Source organism: Methanoplanus endosymbiosus (genome assembly GCF_024662215.1).
Lineage (GTDB): Archaea > Halobacteriota > Methanomicrobia > Methanomicrobiales > Methanomicrobiaceae > Methanoplanus > Methanoplanus endosymbiosus.
On record NZ_CP096115.1, the window covers coordinates 463,277 to 478,520 of the forward strand.

The following is a 15,244-nucleotide window of genomic DNA, read 5'->3' on the forward strand; positions in this document are numbered from 1 at the left end:
AGTATTTTTGGAGAGTTTATTTAAGAAGTCTTGTAATCAGTTCCTTTCCGGAAGAGAGGGCATTACCAAGCTGCATTCTGTCATTTCCGACACCCTGTGCAAGACCCTTCTTTCCGCCACCTCTGCCGCCAAGAATGTTGCATACCGTTTTTACAACCTCAGAGGCATCAACATCATCTGTACCGGATGCGGCGACAACATGAAGCTTCTCCTCACCACCGATAATCAGGCCCACACCGCCCTTATTGGCAAAGGATGTGGCAACTGTCATAAGCTCCCTGGGAGTCGCATTCAGTTCATGGACCGCGACAGGAATGCCGTTTATATCCTCTGAAGAGAGCGAGTTAATCCTGAGATCAGCAAGTTCCTTCTGAAGTTTCTCAATGTCCTTTCTCTGCTCTTTCCATTCCGAGAAGAACCTGTCAACCGACTGCGGAAGGTTTTCACGCTGAACACTCAGTGTGGCAGCAGAGGTGTCGGCGATATCCTCAACACCCTGCATATATGATATAGCCGAAAGTCCGGCTGAGAACTCCACTCTCTCAATACCGTCCTGGACATGCTCAACCCTTATAATCTTAATTGAACCTATCTCTCCTGTGCTCCGGCAGTGTGTCCCTGCACAGGCCTGAATATCATCAGCAACCCTGACAATACGTATCTTCTTTCCGGGAGGGACACCACCCTGATAGAGATCAAAACCGTACTTCTGCTCCGCCTTGGTCCTGCTCTTCCATTCAATAATAACCTGAATGTTCTGAAGAACAATCCTGTTGGCCGCAATTTCAATCTTTTTAAGTTCAGAAGGTGTTATGTGCCTGAAATGCCGGAGATCAATTCTTGATGAGTCAAACCCTTTCTGCGCACCTGACTGATGAATATGCTTACCAAGCACCTCCCTTGCAGCACAGAGCAGGACATGTGTGGCAGTGTGATGCCTCATCATTGTCCAGCGGAAACTCTCGTCAACAATTCCCTTAATCTGAACACCGCGCCTGACCGGATCACCTTTCACCTTGTGAAGAATAACGTCCCCTACCTTCATAGAGTGGATTACCTTCACCATGACATCATCAGAGATTATTCTGCCAATATCAGACGGCTGACCACCACCTTCCGGATAAAAGAGCGTCTGGTCAAGAACAATGTAATCGTCAAACTGATCGATGACCATTGCGTCAAATTCGGTATCTGCAACCTGTTCATAAAAGAGCTTCTTTGTCGGCGGGAGTGCGTCAATTCTCTCCCTGAATTCAGCAAAGGGATCTTCTTTGACAGTATCATCTGTTTCAGAGTGCAGGTCGGCAATAGCTGAGTAGAAGTTATCCGGAAGATCGACCTCTGCGCCCTCCTCAGCCGAGACCTCCTTTACAATCTCAGGCGGAATGCCATGTGAATCATACAGTCTGACAATCTCATTTAAGGGGACAGATTCGTTATTTTTGTGATGCTCACGGGCAATCTTCTGGACAATTCTCCTGCCTCTCGCCATCGTCTGGTCGTATTTTACAATCTCATTGCCTATGATCTCTTCAACAATGCTCATATCCTGTGAGAACGAATCCAGGCCGACAGTCTTCATCTGGGCAGCAACGAGATCTGCAAGATTAACTTCCATGCCGGTCTCATTCATCATCCTGAGAGTTCTGCGTATTACAAGCCGGGCAAGATAACCCTCATGTGCATTTGAAGGAACTATGCAGTCGCCAAGCATATAGGCAAGACAGCGGGTATGATCGGCAATTGCATATATGCGTTCAACAGGGTCCATAATACTCTGAAGCTTCTCAAAAGTAACGCCTATATTATTCGCAACTTCCTTTCTCATGGAGATAAGGTTTGAACCGGTTATATCCATCAGACCTGCATACTTTGCGTTAAGGCCGAGAATATTGGTGAATTCAGGATCATCGAGAAAATGATCAATTCCTGCATAACCCATCAGGTCGTTGACAATCTCCGGAAATACCGCGTCGTATATTGTAGGTGAACCTTTGGATGCCCAGACAAGCCTCTCAAGGCCGTATCCGGTATCGACAATCCGTAAGTCCATTGGATAATATGGCACACCCTCAAGCTCTACAGGCGGTTTATCACTCTTGGCCTTGCCAAGGCTCATAAAAACAAGAGTTGCAACCTCAAGGCCGCCTATCAGCACCTCAACACTTGGGCCTGCATTTCCTCCGCCTATCCAGGGATGCTCTTTATAGGTAATATCATTAATATCCGCACCAATAGATGCCAGAAATTCATCACAAAGCCCTACAGTTCTGTCCTTCCAGTAGATCTCTTCCCTTGGCGTATTGAATGCGTGGTGCGCCATCATCTCGAAGGTTGTCAGATGCCTTCCTGAGCGTCCCACAGAATCCAGGTCATTAAGCCTTATACACGGCTGTGAGATCGTAAGCGGATTTGCAGGCGGCGGAACTACTCCGCTTGTAACAAATGGCTGAAAATCAGCGATTGATGCAATTGTGAGATATATATCATCCCTCCACCTTGCAGCTACAGGGTATCTCTCTATTCTCTTATGGCCGTGCCCTTCAAAAAAAGAGAGATATTTTTCCCGCATTTCAGAAATTGAATGAGGTTCAAAGACCGGTTTACCTATGAAATCATAGGGAACACATGGTGCATCCCCGCATGTTTCACGTTCGGGATCCCTTGTCCAGAAAGCTGAACCGCATTTGGAGCAGATCTTTCTGACAAATCCCTTTTCTTTAAAATATTCTAATTGATACTCTTCCTCGAGCATAGGTTACCACGCTTATATTACTAAAATATTCACCTGAAAATGTATTAGGATTTGCTATTCTGACTTATCCCCGAAAAAGCCTGGAATGTCCGAATACCAGCTGTCAATTCTGGTTTCAGAACCAATATACCGGGCAATTCTCGCAGCAATGATATGATAGCACTCATTGCCCCGGAATGTGAAATCATCGCATGTGCAGAATCCATCCTCAACGATGTAGTCGCCAGTCTTTCCCTTCACCACAATAAAATCCCGGTATCTGAGCACTTTTCCCTGATCTACCACATCCAGAGCTTTTTTACCCCTGTTGCCAAATTCACAGGCAATTTCACGCCTCAGTTCCGGAGTCAGCCTGCCGGAGATATCAAGTGCCCTGTAAATATCCATCAGTATATACAGATATCTGGTTTTTCATCAATAAACTCCCAGCCCATTCTTCCGGCAAGAAACTTCATCCCCGGAGATTCAAGGTCATAATGAGTTGATTCTATCAGAGGCAGAGGAGACTCAAGCATGACATTATGCTTCAGCTCTGAAGAGAGAAAGGCATCTGCCCCAAGTTCATATGCCTCGTTTATAAGAGAGAGATCAAATCCACTCCCCCCTGCAACAGCCAGCCTGCTGACATCTTCAGGATTGCCGTAAACTCTCAGGCTGCCGTTAAGCCGCTCAGAAATGCCGTTTAAATCAAGGCCGCAGTCCCCAACAACCCCAAGGCTCATACTGCTGATATTGGTAAGTCCAAGCAGTCCGGAGAGCGCATCATTAATTCCACCTTCTGCATGATCAAAATTGGTGTGCATTGCATAGATGTTAACTCCGGAAATGAGCGCTTTTTTGATTATTGAGGCAGATCTTCCGTTTATTCTGGTAAGACCATTCCATATGGGAGTATGATGAACAACAAGCATGTCGCACCCCAGATCTGCGGTTTTTGCAATGGTGAATTCAGTTGCATCAAGGGCACAGGCGATATTGTCAACTTCGGATTTACCCTCAATAATCAGCCCGATCCTGTTTTCGTCAAAATCTTCGGCAAGTTCAGGCGGCGCAATCTTTTCCATAAGAGCGATAAATTCGGATATGTCCATAGTATTGATCTAATCCTGATGATGTATAATTGTTTGATATTACCCACCGTAATAATCAACACACTTAAATATGCTGAATTAGAGATTAATTGTTATGAAGAAGACCATTGATGAGATCAATGAAAAAATAAGAAACGGCAGCGTGCGGGTCGTCACAGCAGAAGAGATGCCCGACATCGTTGCCGAACTGGGGGAAGAGGGGGCGCTCAGAGAGGTTGATGTTGTCACAACCGGAACTTTTGGTGCGATGTGCTCTTCAGGTGCCTTTTTTAATTTCGGCCACTCTGACCCACCCATCCGGATGGAAAAATCCTGGCTCAATGATGTCGAGGCCTACGCCGGACTTGCGGCTGTGGACGCATATCTCGGTGCAACCCAGATCTCGGAGACACAGGGGACAAAATACGGCGGTGCGCATGTCCTTGAAGATCTCGTAACCGGAAAATCAGTTGAACTGAGGGCTTCATCAAAGGGAACGGACTGTTATCCACGAAGGACTATCACAACCGAAATAACCCTTGAGGATATGAATGAAGCGACAATGTGCAATCCGAGGAATGCCTTTCAGAAATATGCCGCAGCAACAAATACCGGAGATGCAACTCTCCGGACATATATGGGTACACTTCTGCCACTAAACGGAAATGTCAGCTATTCCGGTGCAGGGGTTCTCTCACCCATTATGAATGATCCAAAACTTGAGAAGATCGGAAGCGGTGTCCCTATATTCCTCTGTGGTGCTGAGGGAATGATTGTAGGGCAGGGCACACAGTCGTCCCCTGCGTCACAGTTTGCCAATTTAATGACAACCGGAAATTTAAAGGAGATGTCACAGGATTTCCTCCGGGCGGCAACATTCAACGGATACGGAGTCTCCCTCTATGTCGGTCTCGGAGTGCCGATTCCGGTTACTGATATTGAGACTGTCAGAAATACTGCAATAAGGGATGAGGATATTACGACATCCATAGTTGATTACGGATATTCCGGCAGGGACAAACCGACTGTCAGGGACGTGACATATGCCGAACTTAAGAGCGGCAGGGTTGAGATTAACGGAGAAGAGATCAGGACATCATCACTGTCATCATTCAGGAAAGCAAGGGAGATTGCATCTGAACTTGTTTCCTGGGTTGAATCCGGCAGAATGGAGATGACGCTTCCGACGCGAAGAGCTGATATTACAAGACAGGCCGGGCCGATGAAGGAGTCAAAGCGTACGCCGGCTGTCAAGGAGATTATGAACAGAAATATCACCTGCATCTCAGATACTGAGGAGATTAAAACAGCCGCACAGAAGCTGATGAAGGGTGAGACAAACCACCTGCCTGTGATAAATAAGGACGGAAAACTTGTCGGCATAGTAACAACCTATGACATATCAAAAGCGGTTGTTAAGATGAGAACTGAAAATACTGTCTCTTCAATAATGTCAAAGAAGGTCATCACAACATCGCCCGGAGAAGCGGTTGATATTGCGGCTGTGAAGCTTGAGAAACATAATATCAGTGCACTTCCGGTAATAGACAATGAAGGGAAACTGATTGGCCTTTTGTCGGCAATAGATCTTGGAAAGCTCTTTGGTAAGAGGTGGCTGTAATGAAACTGCTTGTAAGTTTTTCAAAGAAGAAGGGTTCTGAACCTCTGATTGCAAAGATTGTCCGGGATACGGGGGTTTTAATCAATGTCAACCGGGCATATATCGAATCAATGTCAGGGGAGATGTTAATTGAAGTTCCTGATGATGATTCAAAGATAGTCTGTGAGAAACTGATCTCCAGTGGTGCTGATGTTGAAATACTTGAAGATTCTGTTTTCAGGGATGAGGACGAGTGCATTGACTGTGGTGCGTGCATAAGCATCTGCCCGCAGGAGGTCTTTTATTTTGATGAAGACTGGCATCTTCAGATGAATGAGGAGAACTGTGTACTATGCGGCAAATGCACTGAAGCATGCCCGCATGGTGCATTATCCACATATGACTGATTTTTTAAAGGGGTCTTTTTCACAAAAACCCGTTTAATTCTGTGGTTATGATGATTAGGAAGCATTTTCAGTATAAGAGCACCATCACAACGATAATTTCCGACAGACAGGAGTACATTGAGGCGGCAGAGGAGGCAATGGTTGCTGCAAGGCAGGAGATTGAGAGCATAATTGTAAGAGAACCTCTCTTTCTGCCGGCCATTGCTCCCCTTAAGATAAGTTCGGATTCCGGGATTATTATGAAGATGGCAGATGCTGCATTCAGTGCCGGAACCGGCCCTATGGCATCTGTAGCCGGAACAATTGCATGGGAAGGTGTCACTGCCATGAAGAAGGCAGGAGCAGAATGTGCAGTCATTGATAACGGCGGTGATATTGCGATCCTCTCAGACCGGCAGATGAAAATAGGTCTCTTCTGTGGAAATGCTGAGATCAGCGGGAAGATTGCATTTCTGATGCCGCCAAAAAGAGAGATCTGTGGGATATGCACCTCCTCTGCCACAGTCGGCCCTTCGATCTCTTTTGGCATAGCTGATTCTGTCACAGTCTTTTCAGAAAATGTCTCCCTTGCAGATGCCTGGGCAACGGCGCTGTGCAATATCCTGACCCCTGAAAATGCAGACTATGAACTGGAAAATATTGCTGAAAAGGATATTGACGGTGTATTTGTGGTGATCGGGGATGAGATATTCTCATGGGGCAGTGTTCCGGAAGTTGTCAGCGCTGAATTTGATGACAGTTTAATCACATCCGGATAAACAGGCAGATGTTCCGCCCGTTTACGTTATTTACACCCCCGCAGTTAAATGGGGGAATTAACTAAGGGCAGATATTATAGCCGATAAATCTCAGTCTGTATGTGTTCTGGCATATTCCATGGCATTCCAGTATGCCGATTTGCCATAAAATCTCTTCATCTCACGATCCCCGTCACTGACAATTATCATTCCTTTATTATCCTCAACCCTGAAGAATATCTCAAGAAGACTGTACTCATAGATCAGCAGACCTTTCTTTAATTCAGATGCAGACGCTAAGAGCAGCCTGTCCTCAACTATCTCTTCCGGTTTTTGCCGGAAGAAGAAGTAAAAGACCTGATAAGCATTTAAAAAATCTGAATTCAGCATCTCATTTCTGAGATCTTCATCAAGATCGTCCAAAACTTCAGAGAGACATTCATAATTTTCATCCGCAAGGGCCAGTATTTTATCGGCAAGTTCTGCAAGTTCATAATAGTCAGTCATGTCATTTCTCTTAATTCAGAATAGAGGTCAGATTAAAAAAATATATTGTTATTAGAATTCAATATTACTGTTTGTGCGTGAAGAAGAACAGGACTGGATAATATACAGAATAATCTGTTCAGTTAAAAAGATAACATTTTCTGAACTGAAAACCGCTTCCGGTTTTGAAGATGAACAGATAAAAGATTCAATTCAGAGACTTGAGAATAACTGCCTGACATCTGTACATGACAGTGAGATAAGAATAATGTCAGTAAATGAAATGCTTCTGAAAAATCAGATCAAAAATACTATCCGTGATGATAAGAGTCCGGTGATCTTTGAAAACGGGGTTATTAAGGCTAATCCGGATTACAGGAGATGAAATATATGAGAGATGTCTGGATATTAAGAATCGGCCACAGGCCTGAGAGGGATCAGAGAGTTACAACCCACGTAGGACTTACCGGGCGTGCACTTGGTGCAGGAGGTATGTATCTGGCATCAGATGACAAGGGTGTAAAGAAGTCGATAGAAGATGTTGCAGACCGCTGGGGTGGAGACTTTAAGGTCGAGAACAATGTCTCCTGGAAGAAGGTTATCAGGGACTGGAAGGATGCCGGAGGAAAAGTTGTCCACCTGACTATGTACGGCATATCTGTCACGGATGCAATGCCTAAGATACAGGAATGTGAGAAGGTGCTCGTTGTTGTCGGCGCTGAAAAAGTTCCGGGTGATATGTACGGCCTTGCAGATTACAATGTATCTGTCACCACTCAGCCGCACTCTGAGATTTCAAGCCTTGCGATATTTATGGACCATCTCTTTGAAGGCAAAACTCTTGACCTTGATTTTGAAGGTGCTGAAATAAAGGTGATTCCGACAGAATGCGGCAAGAGGTTTGAGAGTTGAAGGGGCGGGTTCTGGTTGCCGGTTTTGCCACCCGCCATGTTGTCTGTTCGGCGTACAAAGCCGGTTATGAGGTACATGCAATTGACTGCTTCTGCGATCAGGATCTCCACTGGTACACAAAGTCATGCCGGACTTTTGAAGAGATGGATGAGATGCCGGACATCATCAGTGAGGAGGCAGGCAGGAAAAAATTTGACTATTTTGTTGTGACATCCGGCGCTGAGGATATATCTGCGGACATTCCTGTCTGGGGCACTGAGAGGAAGTGCGCTGAGAAGTTCATCAGCAAGAGGCAGATTCAGGATTTTTTTGAGGAGCACTCAGTCCCGGTCCCGCCCGTTTCTCCGGAGGGGAATTACCCTGCAATGCTAAAGCCCGTTAAGGGGGCAGGAGGATGGAGAAACAGGATTGTCAGCAATAAGTATGAGGAGGAGGAATGGAGATCACTGTGGCCTGATGTACCCTATATCAGGCAGGATGTGATTGACGGCACGCCATGCAGTGTGTCGTGTATTGCATCAGAGTCCGGCGCAAGGGCCGTATCGGTCAATCTTCAGACTCTGAGGGGCGGCACAGGTGAGAAGGCTTTTGGTTTTTCCGGCGCGGTTACGCCTTTTATTACCGGACATGCAGAGGACCTTAAGAGAACTGCGGAGTTCATCGCTGAAAAGAGCGGCTGCCTCGGTTCTCTTGGTGTTGATTTCATATTATCAGATGAGGGCATATATGCAATAGAGGTAAATCCGAGATTTCAGGCGACCCTTGATATTATTGAGGGTTCTACCGGACTGAACATATTTGAAGCACATATTAACGCATTTAAAGGAGAACTTCCACCCATAATTCCAACTGCGCCGCTTGTATATGCAAGAAGGATTATATTTGCAGACCGCGATCTTGTTGTGAAGGACGACCTTAAAAAATTCCACCCGAATGTGGCTGACATTCCGTGGCCGGGAACTGAAATTGAAGAGGGAAGTGCAATTATCAGTGTGTATGGATCAGGAAAAACAGAGGAAGAGGCTGACTCTTCACTGCATAAAAATATATTAGAAATTAACGGATATATAAACAGATGGTAACTGCTAAAGAATTAATCGACAGGGACTCAACCCGTGCATACCTTTTCAGGCTTATCGGTGAGGTAGGAATAGAACTCCTTTCCAAATTTCCGGAAGGCGGGGAATTCAGCGATGAGGACTTAGCTGAAAAAACTGAAATAAACCTGAATAGTGTGAGGCATACCCTCTATACATTATATGGTAAAAAACTTGCAGAATACCGCAGAATTAAAAATTCGGAGACCGGATGGCTCACATATCTCTGGAAGTTGAAGCCCGGAAATATATATGGTACAATTTCAGAAGAGATGCTTGAAATTCTGGAGACTCTCGAAGCAAGGGCAAAATATGAGGAGATGAATGACTTTTATATCTGTCCGGTCTGCGGTGTCAGATATACTTTTGATGAAGCGCTCGGGTGCAATTTTTCCTGCGGCAACTGCGATGAGAAGATGGATCACTTTGATAATGAACTGATTGCGGAAGCTCTCAGAAAGAGGGTTGATCTGCTGAAGGAAAATCTCAACATTGCCTCCTGATATTACAGCAGATGTGGCAATAGGGATTCTGAGGAATGCGGGCTGTGAGGAGAGGATTATCAGCCACTGCATTGCAGTGAGGGATCTTGCCCTTAAATTTTTAAAAAAATCCGGAGCAGATAAAAATCTTGTTGAAACCGGGGCACTTCTTCATGATATCGGGCGCTCTGAGAGCCACGGGCTTGATCATGCAGCCATCGGTGCGGACATCTGCCGGAATCTTGGGCTTGACGAGAGGGTGTGCAGGATTGTTGAACGGCATATCGGCGCAGGAATTACATATGAGGAGTGTATAAAGGAGGGGCTTGAACCCCGCAATTACATTCCGGAATCTGTTGAGGAGAAGATTGTCGCGCATGCTGATAATCTTATTAAGGGGAGAAGGGAGATTACCATTGAAGAAAGGCTGAAGAGGTCTGATAAGTTATCTGCGGAGTCAAAAAGAAGAATCTTCCTCTTATCTGAGGAGATCGAGAAATTCCGGGACGACTGAACCGGCTGTTGTCAGGGCAGATCTCAGATCTGCCAGAAGTGAACCACCTCTGTGCTAAAGACCAGGGGGATTTACGCTACGCTTTTAAAACTCTCTTTTTTTTGCGGAATCAGACCGGATTATCTGACTGTTATAATCTGTCGCCTCTATTTTATCTGAAAACGGGCAGGAGTCCGGGTATTTATCACAGGATTATCTTTCTGACCTGCGGCAGGGATTTTAAGTCAGTATAGAGATCTGCCGGTGGTGCTGTATCAACTATTATCACAAGCCGTGGCTCTTCTGATAACAGGGGGTCGGTTACAAATATCTGCCTTATTGCAAGTCCGTATTTTGTTATTATATGTACTGCCGAACTGATAATCCCCTTCTCCCTTGCGTCATTGACATAGATGGTGATGACAGTAAGTCCGAGTGCATCTGCAACAGCTGTAAGATCGGGGGTCACTCTCATATTCAGGAAAATTTCCTTTATTGCCGCGCTTTTGACTATCCTCTTTGCGGTTGCGTCCACAACACGCCGGTCTGTGCCTGTCCTCTTTGCAATGTGCGTTGCAGGAATTTCTATGCCATTGCAGACGATTTTTCCACATTCAGAGACTCCAAATCCGTTCTCAAGCAGATATCTGACGACTATTGTCTGTGCCGGAGAATCTGAGAACTCTTCTAATATCCTTGCCCACATTAATATTATTTTGGCATTTTGTCCATAAAATACCATTGTTTTTGGATTCTGAAAGTTCAGAAACAAATTTAAATCCGGAATAATAGCACAAAATCCGGGAAAATAATACAAACAGTAAAAACAGTGAGATTTGTAGAATAAAAAAATAATAAAAATCCACAGGAAATGCAAATCGGAACCTATTTTAAGTGAGAGATCATTCTTTATAGAGTAACAACGCGAGGATTGCCAAGCCTGGTCAAAGGCGCAAGGTTGAGGGCCTTGTCTCGTAGGAGTTCGCAGGTTCGAATCCTGCTCCTCGCATTTTTCAGTCAGGTTCAAATCTGACACACCTGTTCCGGTTTTTTTGATTCTCTGTCAGTAGAGAATTCTGCCGATATTACAATAAAGTATAACAAAAAATGGGGTTTTGTCAGAAAGTCAGTGCAGGTGAAACAAAACTAAGCATAGTTGATGTTTCTTCCGCCACATTCCTATAGCCCTTCGTCTGATTCGGAGGGATGTACGCCGCATTTCCGGCAGTGACCCTTACCGGATTTCCGCCGGGGGCATAAACTTCAATCTCTCCTTTTATAACGCAGATCAATTCTGATGAACCTTTCAGACAGTTGTCTTCGGCAACTCCTCCGGGGAGAAGTTCGGCGTATGCAACGCTGTAATCAACAGGGGCATTCATTTCAGGCATCAGAACAGGATTTACAACCGAATAGATCATCATATCAGAGCCAATGTCCCATTCGCTTCCGTCTCCGGGATCCTGAATTACTATCGGAACTTTGTCTGTCAAAAATTCAGGATTAAATACATTTTCGCCTGTAATTTCAGATTCCGGCGTATAAACCGGATTAACCACATTGATATAAACAAGTTCCTCATCTCCGACTGAAGTTGCGGACTGCAATACTCCCTGTGGCAGTATCACATACTCATTTGCCCCCACAGTTACGGTTGCGTTGTCACACTTAATCTCAGCCTCTCCGCTGATTATGCCAAAGAACTCAGACCTGTCAAGAAGTCTGTGCAGCGTAGTGGTATTTCCGGAAGGGACTGTTACATACCCAAGGCTGTAGTTTGTGCTGATCTCAGGAGTGCCTGCGCCAATGAGTTCTTCATATATAAACCACCCTCCAAAGATTGACAACTCCTCACCCGGAGTTATCAGGCATACTGCCTGTGCTGGTTTCTGATAGTCTGTCTGAACCGGCTGTTCCGGTTCAGCCGCCTGATCTGAACTCCCGGTTATGCACCCGGCAGAGATGCAGATGAGAATCAGAGTAATTGAAAGAATCCTGTACATTATATATACCTCTGTATAAGTAATATTATATTATATTGTCTGCTGTAATCTGTCATAATGTTCTGTCCCGGCAGACGTTATCTCATCAGCTATTATCAGACGTGCATAGGGGTGAGGATTTTAATGTCAGATCTGCCGTTTTTTTCCGGAAATCTGCCTGTTTTGAGAACTCATTGTTGAGGGATGAAAATAACGCACATTTAGGCTTTATTTTGACTGAATCGCACAGATCTCCGGTTGTTAAGGGCACGTGACAGGTGAAATTTTCAGGAGGATGTTTAGTATGGGGTGACATGAAAAAAGGCAGTACAGGCCCTCTGTGAGGGTCGGTTTTTTGGTTTAACACAGTTTATGTGGTTTTTCCGGAAATCTGGTTATTCCTGAATTTGCAGGCATCCCCTCCCGCCGTCATCACAGCTCCCCCCAGGAGCAGTGGCGAAGACAGAAACCTCCACCTGTATTTTCTGAATGTGCCTGCCCTCCTTAGAGTCTGACTTTTTTCCGGACATTAACCCAAAAGAGACCTGACAGGAGTTACCCTTAATTAACAGGGATACCTATATCAGGATATTCTGAGATCAGTAATATCATCTGATAATCTGCAATGTCAGATCTGGGGAAATTATGCCGGAATTATCTCTTCAAAAATATGAACGCAATGAACTTGCCGCCCTCTGCCTGAAAAATGCGCAGGAACTGATTTTTATTACTGATGAGTCAGGTGCTGTTTTTGAGGGCAATAACTGTTTTCTTAAGACTCTTGGCTATTGTGCCGGAGATCTGCCGTCTCTGCATGTATGGGATATTGATGCCAATATTGCAGAGAAAGCCTGGGCGGGGATATGGCAGCAGATTCTTGGCAGAAACGGCTTTACCTTCACCACCTACCGCATTGCAAAAGACGGCAGAGAGATTCCGGTGAAGGTCTCCAAACAGATAACTGAGTACAAAGGGCACAAATATCTCTTCTCCTGCTCGCAGACAATCAAAAAGACTGAAATGGATGCCACTCTTCTGCCACTCTCTGAGGAGAGATACCAGATCTTCATCAGAAACTATCAGGGCATTGCATATGAGTCAACGATCGACTGGGTGCCCCTCTTCTTCAAAGGTCAGGTCAAAGAGATTACCGGATATACAGAGGAAGAATTTCTGGCAGGCACACCCCGCTGGGATGAGATCATATTTCCTGACGATCTCAAAGAGATTATGGCCAATGACAATGATCTCCGGACAATTCCGGGAACAAAAAGGGATCGTAAGTACAGGATTGTGCGAAAGGATGGTGCCCTGCGATGGGTTCACGATACAATTCAGTGCACCACTGATACAGCCGGATCATCCGTAATTCTCGTGGGATCAATAATTGACATTACCGGACGCAGAGAAGCAGAAGCAGCTCTTTTAGACAGCCGGAAAATTTACCGGAATCTTGTGGAAAACATCAATGAGGTCATCTTTACCCTTGATCTGAACGGAAAATTCACCTACTTAAGTCCGGTTGTCGAATCCCTTAAAGGTGGATTTGGCTATACTGCTGACGAACTTACCGGGCGTTCTTTTACTGAGATTCTTCACCCTGACGATCTCGCAGAGGTTGTCCAAAAATACAGACGGACCCTCGCAGGTTTTCCCAAAACCACTGAGTTCAGGGTAATCTCCAAATCCGGAGAAGTTCGCTGGATTCGTGAATCCGGACGGCAGATCCTTGACAATGGGGAGGTTGTCGGTCTGCAGGGACTTTTCTCAGATATAACCGAACAAAAAGAGGCAGAAGTGGCAAAGGTACATTCAGAACTTAGGTACCGCCGTCTTTTTGAAGCGGCGCAGGACGGGATTCTCATCTTGAACTACGAAACAGGAGAAATTCTTGATGCCAATCCATTTATTCTGGACATTCTTGGCTATTCGCTGAATGAACTTTCCGGCCTTCACCTCTGGGACATTGGGATCTTTAAGGATGTTGCCGACTCAAAAGATGCCTTTTTAGAGCTGAAAAAGAGGAAGTACCTCCGTTATGATGACCTGCCTCTCACTACAAAGGATGGCCGGCAGATAGATGTGGAATTAGTCAGTAATGCCTACATGGTCGGATCAGAGAGGGTGATCCAGTCAAATATCCGGGACATCACTGACAGAATTCAGGCCGAAAAGGCGCTGCATAAAAAAGAAGAGGAGTACAGGGCCATTACTGACATCTCAGATGACGCAATCTTTCTTCTGGACAGTGAGATGCGGTATGAATTTGTCAATCCTGCTGCTGCCGCCTATATACACATGAGTGCGCCATCACTGCGGGGCATGTCTCTTCAGGATACCTTCCCAAAAGAGGCAGCTGATTATTATACCTCAGTTGTTCATACGGTGATGCAGACCGGAATGTCATATACTGAGGATATGCTTGTGCCTCTGCCGGGAAATGCCCGCTGGTTCAGGATTCGTGCTGCACCGTTTTTCTCCAACGGAAATCAAGACCGGATATTACTCTATGCCACAGACATTCATGAGCTTACTATTCTAAGAGAGGCTCTTGATCTGACTAACAAAAAGCTCAATATGCTGACCAGTATCCTGCGGCATGATATCCTCAACTATCTGATGGTGATTAAGGCAAGTGCAGATATGATTGAGATGGATTTAAAACCTGATGAAGGAATGGAAAAATCCCTGACGTTTATTAAAAGAAGCACTGATGCGATCGAGCGCCTGCTGAAATTTTCACGGGAGTACCAGTCGCTTGGTGTGGAGCAGCCAAAGTGGCACTCTGTTAGCCAGGTGGTTGAGATGGTGCTGCGTGATGGCATCTTTGCCGGAATAACTGTTGATATGCAGCTCAATAATCTCAGGGTCTTTGCTGATGCTCTCCTCTACCGGGTTATCTTTAATCTCTTTGAGAATGCGGTCAGGCATGGTGAATCGGTGACAACCATTACGGTCAGGTTCTCCTCAGATGGTGCAGTCGGGGTTTTGACAGTCTGTGATAACGGAGTTGGCATTCCTGATGACGAGAAGGAGAATATCTTCAGGAGAGATTTTGGAAAACACACAGGTTTTGGCCTCTACTTTGCACAGGAGATACTGTCCATTACAGGCATTACCATATCTGAAACCGGAGATGCCGGAGAAGGCGCACACTTTGAGATCCGGATACCGGAGGGTTCCTGGCATCAGGATAAGGCATATCAGGCATCAGAGATCTGAC

Annotated in this window: 15 protein-coding genes and 1 tRNA gene; 10 read left to right on the forward strand and 6 right to left on the reverse strand. The window is 45.4% G+C overall.

The window, feature by feature from the left end; all coding sequences use genetic code 11:
- Positions 1-16: 16 nt before the first annotated feature.
- The 3 genes from alaS to L6E24_RS01850 are packed head-to-tail and all read right to left on the reverse strand — an operon-like array spanning position 17 to position 3,846.
- Positions 17-2,755, reverse strand: a complete 2,739-nt coding sequence (alaS, locus tag L6E24_RS01840) for an alanine--tRNA ligase (protein WP_257743037.1) — start codon at positions 2,753-2,755, stop codon at positions 17-19.
- A 54-nt stretch (positions 2,756-2,809) separates the two neighbouring features.
- Positions 2,810-3,142 carry an SWIM zinc finger family protein gene (locus L6E24_RS01845; protein ID WP_257743038.1) on the reverse strand — a complete coding sequence of 111 codons (333 nt, stop codon included), beginning with the start codon at positions 3,140-3,142 and terminating at the stop codon, positions 2,810-2,812.
- On the reverse strand, positions 3,142-3,846 hold the full coding sequence (locus L6E24_RS01850) for a Nif3-like dinuclear metal center hexameric protein (protein ID WP_257743039.1): 705 nt from the start codon (positions 3,844-3,846) through the stop codon (positions 3,142-3,144). The genes L6E24_RS01845 and L6E24_RS01850 overlap by 1 nt, the downstream gene beginning before the upstream one ends.
- Positions 3,847-3,940: 94 nt before the next feature.
- Between L6E24_RS01850 and L6E24_RS01855 the strand changes: the two genes are divergently transcribed.
- From L6E24_RS01855 to L6E24_RS01865, 3 genes are read left to right on the forward strand one after another with little or no spacing between them, the layout of a single operon-like run.
- Positions 3,941-5,446 (forward strand): homocysteine biosynthesis protein, encoded by a 1,506-nt coding sequence (locus L6E24_RS01855; RefSeq protein ID WP_257743040.1) that lies wholly within the window; start codon positions 3,941-3,943, stop codon positions 5,444-5,446.
- The gene (locus tag L6E24_RS01860; RefSeq protein ID WP_257743041.1) at positions 5,446-5,832 is read left to right on the forward strand and encodes a 4Fe-4S binding protein; all 387 of its coding nucleotides are present in this window, start codon (positions 5,446-5,448) and stop codon (positions 5,830-5,832) included. Before L6E24_RS01855 ends, L6E24_RS01860 begins: the two co-directional genes overlap by 1 nt.
- 47 nt (positions 5,833-5,879) lie before the next feature.
- The gene (locus L6E24_RS01865) at positions 5,880-6,590 is read left to right on the forward strand and encodes a UPF0280 family protein (RefSeq protein ID WP_257743042.1); all 711 of its coding nucleotides are present in this window, start codon (positions 5,880-5,882) and stop codon (positions 6,588-6,590) included.
- 90 nt (positions 6,591-6,680) lie between these two features.
- On the opposite strand, the gene L6E24_RS01870 is transcribed toward L6E24_RS01865, so the two are convergent.
- A complete protein-coding gene (locus L6E24_RS01870; protein ID WP_257743043.1) occupies positions 6,681-7,076 on the reverse strand; it encodes a hypothetical protein in 396 nt (131 codons plus the stop codon).
- A 73-nt stretch (positions 7,077-7,149) separates the two neighbouring features.
- Here L6E24_RS01870 and L6E24_RS01875 point away from each other — a divergent pair, with 73 nt between their 5' ends.
- Genes L6E24_RS01875 through L6E24_RS01895 form a run of 5 tightly spaced genes read left to right on the forward strand, consistent with a single transcriptional unit; the run spans position 7,150 to position 10,060 of the window.
- Positions 7,150-7,440 carry a hypothetical protein gene (locus L6E24_RS01875; RefSeq protein WP_257743044.1) on the forward strand — a complete coding sequence of 97 codons (291 nt, stop codon included), beginning with the start codon at positions 7,150-7,152 and terminating at the stop codon, positions 7,438-7,440.
- Between the two features lie 5 nt (positions 7,441-7,445).
- Complete coding sequence (locus tag L6E24_RS01880; RefSeq protein ID WP_257744058.1) at positions 7,446-7,967, forward strand: tRNA (cytidine(56)-2'-O)-methyltransferase; 522 nt, start codon at positions 7,446-7,448, stop codon at positions 7,965-7,967.
- A complete protein-coding gene (locus L6E24_RS01885) occupies positions 7,964-9,049 on the forward strand; it encodes an ATP-grasp domain-containing protein (RefSeq protein WP_257743045.1) in 1,086 nt (361 codons plus the stop codon). The genes L6E24_RS01880 and L6E24_RS01885 overlap by 4 nt, the downstream gene beginning before the upstream one ends.
- Positions 9,043-9,567 carry a transcription factor gene (locus L6E24_RS01890; RefSeq protein WP_257743046.1) on the forward strand — a complete coding sequence of 175 codons (525 nt, stop codon included), beginning with the start codon at positions 9,043-9,045 and terminating at the stop codon, positions 9,565-9,567. Before L6E24_RS01885 ends, L6E24_RS01890 begins: the two co-directional genes overlap by 7 nt.
- Positions 9,557-10,060, forward strand: coding sequence for an HDIG domain-containing metalloprotein (locus L6E24_RS01895; RefSeq protein ID WP_257743047.1), 504 nt, complete (start codon positions 9,557-9,559; stop codon positions 10,058-10,060). Before L6E24_RS01890 ends, L6E24_RS01895 begins: the two co-directional genes overlap by 11 nt.
- Before the next feature lie 184 nt (positions 10,061-10,244).
- Here L6E24_RS01895 and trpY read toward each other — a convergent pair whose 3' ends face one another.
- Positions 10,245-10,745, reverse strand: a complete 501-nt coding sequence (gene trpY, locus L6E24_RS01900) for a TrpY family transcription regulator (protein WP_257744059.1) — start codon at positions 10,743-10,745, stop codon at positions 10,245-10,247.
- Between the two features lie 218 nt (positions 10,746-10,963).
- Between trpY and L6E24_RS01905 the strand changes: the two genes are divergently transcribed.
- Positions 10,964-11,048: transfer RNA gene (locus L6E24_RS01905), tRNA-Leu, on the forward strand.
- Between the two features lie 109 nt (positions 11,049-11,157).
- Here the strand turns inward: L6E24_RS01905 and L6E24_RS01910 are convergent.
- Positions 11,158-12,042, reverse strand: a complete 885-nt coding sequence (locus tag L6E24_RS01910) for a cupin domain-containing protein (protein WP_257743048.1) — start codon at positions 12,040-12,042, stop codon at positions 11,158-11,160.
- 624 nt (positions 12,043-12,666) lie between these two features.
- Here L6E24_RS01910 and L6E24_RS01915 point away from each other — a divergent pair.
- Complete coding sequence (locus L6E24_RS01915; RefSeq protein ID WP_257743049.1) at positions 12,667-15,243, forward strand: PAS domain S-box protein; 2,577 nt, start codon at positions 12,667-12,669, stop codon at positions 15,241-15,243.
- Position 15,244: the final 1 nt, after the last annotated feature.